The 6,744-nt window shown below is 62.8% G+C and carries 7 protein-coding genes and 1 pseudogene; 3 read left to right on the top strand and 5 right to left on the bottom strand.

The window, feature by feature from the left end; all coding sequences use genetic code 11:
* Window positions 1-76: 76 nt before the first annotated feature.
* Both VNW74_RS18050 and VNW74_RS18045 read right to left on the bottom strand, forming a co-directional pair.
* Window positions 77-859: a hypothetical protein gene (locus VNW74_RS18050; RefSeq protein WP_325679225.1), complete on the bottom strand. Its 783-nt coding sequence runs from the start codon at window positions 857-859 to the stop codon at window positions 77-79.
* 47 nt (window positions 860-906) lie between these two features.
* The gene (locus VNW74_RS18045; protein ID WP_325679223.1) at window positions 907-1,956 is read right to left on the bottom strand and encodes an LLM class flavin-dependent oxidoreductase; all 1,050 of its coding nucleotides are present in this window, start codon (window positions 1,954-1,956) and stop codon (window positions 907-909) included.
* A gap of 771 nt (window positions 1,957-2,727) precedes the next feature.
* On the opposite strand from VNW74_RS18045, the gene VNW74_RS18035 reads away from it, so the two are divergent.
* Window positions 2,728-3,639 (top strand): alpha/beta hydrolase family protein, encoded by a 912-nt coding sequence (locus VNW74_RS18035; RefSeq protein WP_325679221.1) that lies wholly within the window; start codon window positions 2,728-2,730, stop codon window positions 3,637-3,639.
* Between the two features lie 58 nt (window positions 3,640-3,697).
* Here the strand turns inward: VNW74_RS18035 and VNW74_RS18030 are convergent, their stop codons facing one another.
* A complete protein-coding gene (locus VNW74_RS18030) occupies window positions 3,698-4,132 on the bottom strand; it encodes a lipoprotein LpqH (protein ID WP_325679219.1) in 435 nt (144 codons plus the stop codon).
* A 306-nt stretch (window positions 4,133-4,438) separates the two neighbouring features.
* Between VNW74_RS18030 and VNW74_RS18025 the strand changes: the two genes are divergently transcribed.
* Together VNW74_RS18025 and VNW74_RS18020 are read left to right on the top strand one after the other, a co-directional pair.
* Window positions 4,439-4,963 (top strand): CAP domain-containing protein, encoded by a 525-nt coding sequence (locus VNW74_RS18025; RefSeq protein WP_325679217.1) that lies wholly within the window; start codon window positions 4,439-4,441, stop codon window positions 4,961-4,963.
* A 318-nt stretch (window positions 4,964-5,281) separates the two neighbouring features.
* A complete protein-coding gene (locus VNW74_RS18020) occupies window positions 5,282-5,707 on the top strand; it encodes a hypothetical protein (protein WP_325679215.1) in 426 nt (141 codons plus the stop codon).
* A gap of 12 nt (window positions 5,708-5,719) precedes the next feature.
* On the opposite strand, the gene VNW74_RS18015 is transcribed toward VNW74_RS18020, so the two are convergent.
* Window positions 5,720-6,457: a hypothetical protein gene (locus VNW74_RS18015; RefSeq protein WP_325679227.1), complete on the bottom strand. Its 738-nt coding sequence runs from the start codon at window positions 6,455-6,457 to the stop codon at window positions 5,720-5,722.
* Window positions 6,458-6,519: 62 nt separating this feature from the next.
* Window positions 6,520-6,744 (bottom strand): annotated as a pseudogene (locus tag VNW74_RS18010) (Mce protein); the annotation flags it as partial.

Below are 6,744 nucleotides of genomic sequence, written 5' to 3'. Positions count from 1 at the left end.
GGTGATTCGCTCTTTGCCGACGTGGTAAGCGATCCGACCGGCTAGCGCGACCCGGGTCAGCCGAGGTCCCATGCCGCTAGCGCGCGGCCCGGGCCAGCAGCTGGTCGACGTCGGCCCGCAGCCGGGTGAGCTCGGCGCCGTCGGCGGACGTGGTTTCGGTTGCGACGAGCGCGTCCCAATCCATACCGTCGACGGCTTTGGAGAGGTAGATCGGGTTGATGATCATCCAGGTGGCGAACACGACCAGCGGCAGATACCAGGCGATGATGCCGTTCCACGCGAGCGGACCATTGTGGAAGAAAACGTTGAACGTGCCGGGGGTGAACATCAGCGCGACCCAAAGGTTGTAATAGCCCAGCCAGCGCGGGAAGATTGGGCGCTCGCGCCGGTCGATCAGCACGGCGATGCCGAAGCAGACTACCTGCGTCGCCGCCGTGGCCGTTATCCCCACAAACGGTATCCATGCCATGTCGTTGAGCAGTTGGATGAGTTCGGGCGCGCGGTCGACGCGGAAAGTCGCTGTCTGCCAGAAGAAAATCAGGTAAATGAATTCGAGGACGAAGAGAGCGCCCGACCCGAACTCGATCATCGCCAGTGCCGGGAATCGCCCCTCGATGCGGCGCATGTGAATCGCCATCGACACGGTGAACGGCATCAACAATGACGCCGAGAACATGCACAAGATCATCCCCCACCGAATCCTGTCCCGGTGTCCGATGATGAATTGCGCGGTCTCCACTGCGTTTTGACCCGGGGACCGGGTGGGTATGAATCCGGCAATCAGGATGAAACCGATGGCCATGGTGACCAGGCACAGCGTGCCGCTCCACGCGCAGAACTTGTGAACGGTTCGATTCATCGTTACCTCCACATCACAGATGGTGAACGGACATTCTCAAAGCGGGGTCACGCCTTGGCCCGCGCGAAGGCGTGCACCATCGACCGGAACGCGTCCTCGCTTGACGCTTGATCGATCGGTGGCACATACGGTGTGTGCAAGACGATGTGTGGCAACACGCCGTCATAGGCGGCGAGTTGTTCGGCCGCTTCATCCGGGGTGCCGGTGATCGAGAAGGCACGCATCAGCTCATCCGATGCGGCGGTGGCCAACGCCGCGGGTCCTTCGGTGAGGAGCCGCTTCAGCACGTGGTCGCGATCCTCTTGGAGTCCCATGAATTCGATCACCGTGGAGCTCACCGGGTACGCAACATAATTGCCGACGTTGATGCGGGCACGTCGCACCGCTTCGTTTCGATCGCGCGACACGCTGCAGATCACCAACGCGGTGACTTCGATGTCCGACGGGTCTCGGCCCGCCTTCGCTGCGCCGGCGGCCACGTTGGGAAGAACGTGTTGTTGGATGAACGTCGGTGTGGGCAGGAAGCCGAACACACCATCGGCCACTTCACCGGCCAGTCGAAGCATTCCCTCCTTCAATCCAGCCAGATAGATGGGTATCTGGGGCCGCACCAGGCTGCGGGTACCCCACGGGTTAAAAGGCGGGCTGGATGCGCGGTAGATCTTGCCCTGGAAGTCGAACGGTTCGCCGGTCTCGAAATGCCTCCAGAGCTGCCTCACCACGTGGATGTATTCGCGCATGCGGGTGAGCGGACGGTCGATGTCGGTGCCGTTGAAGCACTCCATCCAGCCCGCGCCGCCGGTGCCGAGACCCAAGAGGGTTCGTCCGCCGGAGAGCTCGTCGACATCGGCGGCGGCATTGGCCATCTCGAAGGGGGTGCGGGGCGCAGCGGTCGCGATCCCGGTGCCCAGCTGAATCCGGGAGGTGGCCCGTGCGTTCAGCGCGTGGGTAATGAACGGATTGCGGTAGAACTCGTAATCCCACACCGAATCGAAACCCGCGTCTTCGGCGAGTGCGGCGAACTCCGCGTAGCGCTCGTAGGGCTGATTGAGCATCGGCAGCGACACGCCGATGCGACTCTGGGCGGATAGCGTCATGGTTGCGCTCCTCGGATCGACGCCACTGTACGACCGGCTAAGAACGATCGTTTACACTCTACAGCATCCGTCGCGTCCGAAATCCGTATCAGGCGCGCCGCTGTCGATGACGACCGTGTTAGCCCGACGTTGGTCCATGGGTATACGACACGTGCCCCAACCGACCCGAATTACTGAATGGCCGGTACTTCTCGCGTCATGGCGCGGTGGTGACGGGGGCCGGCCGCGGAGTTGCGAGACCTCGCTCGGCAGGCATCGGCCATCATGAAAACTGCAGTTTGGTCGCGGCCTCATCCGTTCCGGCCGCGAAGACTCCCTTGCGCGCAATCTTGGCTCGTCGATCAGCGCTGCATGCGGGGGGTGCCGCGGCAGCAAATGACCGCGGCGTCTGAGCTCGCTAGTCTGATCCGTAAAAGGGCGGTGGGTAATTGCCTCTGAGGAGCCACGCGAACGCTGCGAAGCCGTATTCCAACTCGTCGCTCATGTCGTAGTCAGGGTTCTGATCCATATACCAACCTTCCGTCCAACATCGACAACGCTCAAACCACCACCCGTAGCTTATGCGGTAGGCGGGTCGAGCGAAAGGTCGTTCGCGTAACCGGCCAACGCGTCGGGTGCGGGCAGGTCACCGCTTCAGCCCGCTTGCGCCATCCCCACGTTTTCGCCGCTAGTCGAGCTTGTCGCACCTTGCCGGGCCGCCGTGAGGAGTGGTTCACTATTCTGGAATTGCATGTTTCAGTAATGGTGAGGCAATAAGCGAACGAGGGTGATGTGAGAGGTCTGTCGAAGCGGCTCCGAATTCTTTGCGCTGCCATGCTCGCCATCGTGTTGTGGGACGTCACCGCGACGGCCGGTTGCACCGCGATGGCCAACGCGGCGGGGATGGAGTCCCTGATGGTGCCGTCGGCGGCGATGGGCCGCGACATCCCGGTGGCTTTTATGGGCGGTGGGCCGCACGCGGTGTACCTCCTGGACGCGTTCAACGCCGCCCCCGACGTGAGCAACTGGGTAACCGCGGGCAATGCGATGAATACGCTTGGCGGTAAGGGCATCTCGGTGGTCGCGCCCGCCGGCGGCGCTTACAGCATGTACACCGATTGGGAGCAAGACCGCAGCAAGCAGTGGGACACGTTCCTGTCAAGCGAGCTCCCGGACTGGTTGGCCGCCAACAAGGGATTAGCGCCCGGCGGACATGGTGCAGTCGGCGCCGCGCAAGGCGGTTACGCGGCGGTCGCCCTCGCCACGTTTCACCCAGATCGGTTTCGCTACGCCGGATCGCTGTCGGGAGTGCTCGCTCCTGAAAGGACCTCGGTGGACGGTGCTGTCCGGGCCGTTCTGAAGAATGACGGTGGCGTCGACAGTGCGAACATGTGGGGGTCTCCCCAGTTCGGCCGCTGGAAGTGGCATTCCCCGAACGCGCACGTTCAGCTTCTCTCTGACCAGAACACCCGGCTGTGGGTGTACGCCCCGCACAGCGGGAGCCCGAGCGATGATGGTGCAGTGGGCGCGGGCGGCCAAGGAGATATCTGGCAAAGCACCTGCCGCGATTTCTATGCTTACTACCGCTCAGCCGGCGGCCACAACGGCCACTTCGACCTGGGGGGCGGCGGCGCTAACGACTGGGGGACGTGGAGCCAGCAGCTGGGCGCGATGTCAGGCGACCTGGCCTCGAACATCAGATAGCCCGCCGGCAACGCGCCAACGTTCCTCGATCCGGTTCAGGTGGCGTCAAGCGGCCGCGTCAGCACGCCACTTCGATGGTGAACGGGTGCGTCGTGGGCACGTGCGATGTCGGGCCATAACCGAATGCGGTACCGGCGATGTGGTAGGTGCTCTCGGTCAGTGCGACGGTGGCGTCGTCTCCCAGGTGCCGGTCGTAGTCACCGGTAAAGCCGTTGAGGTCACGGATCCGGACAAATTCCGCGGCGAGCTTCCCTTTGTTGGACACCATTACCGTCACGCCCGAAGCCTCGCTGCCGGTCGTAATCGTGGTCAAGTACTCCTCTGCTGGCGCACATTCCGCCCCCGCCGGAGGGAGATCTTTGCCGTCGATAGTGAGCTGCGCGGTACCAGGGGTCAATGTCCCGGGTGCTCGCTTCACGGGGGTGGATGAGCAGGCTGAGCCGGCGCCGATAATCAGTGCGGCCGCAGCGATCAAGGCGACCCTGTTCTTCACGGCAATCCTCCTGTTCGCGAATCGTGCCTGAAGTGTATCGGCACCCAGGCAGGTGTGCGCAAGCATTTCGGGACGCCGCGATTCAGAATTTCTTGGCCCTTTCGCTACGCGTGATCAGTAACCGCGTTTTGGGCAACGCCGAGTTGCGCGACCACCGAAGAAACTGGCTCAAACCCGTCCCGCACGGCCGTCCAGAACTACCCCGCCGTGGCTAAGCGGATCCGTGTTCGAATGGGATTCGAACGGAGCTTAGAAGGATCTCAAACTCATAGACCTGTCGCACCAACTGTGAAAAGATCACAGGTTATGACAGTCAGTGGTATCGCCCGACGCGCAGCGACGCTCCCGACTTTGGCCGTGTTCAGCACCGGGATCGTCACGCTGTGCGCCGTCATCGTCGCGTCGACAGCAAACGCCGACGGCTTCGGGTTAAACAATCGGCTCAATAACGGCGTCGCCGAGAGTGTCTATGGCATAAAGAAAGAGGCCGGCTGCACGACCGACTTGAAGCTCAACCCGGCGCTCGAGCTGGCTGCCCAAAGGCATGCCGAGGACGTGCTCAACAACCGTGCCCTCGACGGTGACATCGGCTCGGACGGGTCGACGGTGCAGGCGCGTGCTCAATCCGCGGGGTACCGGGGCACGGTGGCCGAGACAGTGGCCGTGCTGCCATCGTTCGCAATCAATGGTATTGACATCCTGGGCAATTGGTACTACCGCCCGGACTACTACGCGATCATGTCCAACTGCGCCAATGTCCAAATCGGCGTGCGGTCAGTGAATAGCTCAGACCGCAGCGTGGCCGTGGCGGTCTACGGTCAACCGGCCTGAGCGTTCGCGCAAGTCGACCAGCTCACCGCTGACCAAGACGGGCCCCGAGGTCCGAAGGATGCGACGGACTGCCGTGCCATTAAGAATCTCGGCGCACCTGTTATTCGGAGTTCGGGGCCGCCCTTTGGGCGGCGCCCCAGTTTGTCCCATCGAGACATCACACGGTTTACCCGAGCCTCGGATGCCTCGTGGATAGTTGGCGGTGTCCCGGATGAAGAAAGGGTCGCCGAAAATCCGCAAATGCGGAGTGGCTGGCGGCGGCGGATTTCCGCGGAGATCCCCGTGGTTAAGAAATCCGCTCTGCGCTAAGCTGACCCGATGATCCGATTATTCGGCGCTTTTTCGGCCTTTCTGGCGATTTGTCCCATCGGGCTTTACTGCGCGGGCTCCGCGGTTGCGTCGCCGCCGACTGAGAACGGCCATTGTTCGTTTGTGCTTGATGGGCCGAAAGTGGTCAATATTGCGGGTGTTAACTATGTGAGGGCAACATTAGATGCCGGATCGTGCACGCTGAATGCCCACACCGAGCAAACGGTGTGCCTGTCCATCGAGGGAGACGATTCGCCCGGGCAATGCGAGTGGGACAGCACCCCCCGTACGTCGACTGTCGAATACCCCTACCGGCCGGGGGCGACATATATCGTCAAGGGCCAGGGATGTACGGACATCATGCAGGGCACTGCCAGTCCGGCCACGCCTTCAACGGTTTGTCAAGACATCGCGCCCACCCGCGTCACACTGTAGGGCGCACCCGAACTACACCGGGTCGAATCCAGAAATCAGCCAGCGGCCGGCGACCTTGTCCAGCGTCACCCGCACACTGGACACGGTGTCTTGGGGCGGATCCTTGTCGACCACCGCGGTCTGGTTGACGAACAGCAGGGTCACCGCGTGGTTGGCGGTCGCCGACACCGAGGCCGCGGCGGGCACGGTGGCCGTCGTGGAGATGTGCCCGCGCTTCGCGCCGGGGATGACCACGTCGTTGATCAGCTGCGAGTAGGAGTCCTTGAACGTGCCGGTCAATCGACTTTTGGCGGCTTCGAGATCCTTTTCCACGGTGTCGGACTTATACGAAAGCAAAGCGATAGTGGAATCCTTTGCAGCCGCGACCGATTCGATGCGCGCAAGCTGCGCCGCGCGCGCCGAGGAGTCCTGCCACTTCAAAAAACCCCCGGCCGCCGCGAGTACCAGCGCTAGACCGGGCAGCACCCCGTAGGCCAGCACCCGAGGCCAGCTGATCCGGAGTTTGGCCTTGGCCGGCTTGCCCTGTTGGGCCTCGTCTTCGGCGTCAGCTTCGTCCGAGATTGCGGCCGCGGCCTCGGCCTCGTCTTCGGCGTCAGCATCGTCGGAGGTTGCGGCCTCGGCCTGGTCGATGTCTTCGGCGCCCACTGTGTTCTCGGCGTCCTCCGGCTCATTTGCTTCGCCCTCGACCGGCTCGGTCGTCTGGACCTCTGCGGCGTCGTGCTCGCTTGCAGCGTCGGTTTGCACCCGCACAGCGGCTGATTCCCCTTCTGGTTGGTCGGATTTCTCTTCGGCGCCACCGGAACGTGGCTTGGTCATGGCACGAACGCGACGTTGGAGATCTTGACCTCATCGCCGGATTTTTCTACTGAGATTCGCATCCGCCACTCCCGCGGAGGCTGGTCGTCTGCGCCGAGATTGGAGGTCTTGATGGACGCGGCGACCAGTACCTGTGCTTTGTCACCCGAGTCGGATTCCAGGCCCGCTTCGGTGATGGTTCCCACCGACTTCGACTGCGCCTTCTTGAGCACCTCGATGAA

This window comes from Mycobacterium sp. (assembly GCF_035570115.1).
In the GTDB taxonomy this organism is placed as follows: Bacteria; Actinomycetota; Actinomycetes; order Mycobacteriales; family Mycobacteriaceae; genus Mycobacterium.
Note: the sequence above shows the minus strand (reverse complement) of the source record. Positions and strands in the feature narration are given on the sequence as shown.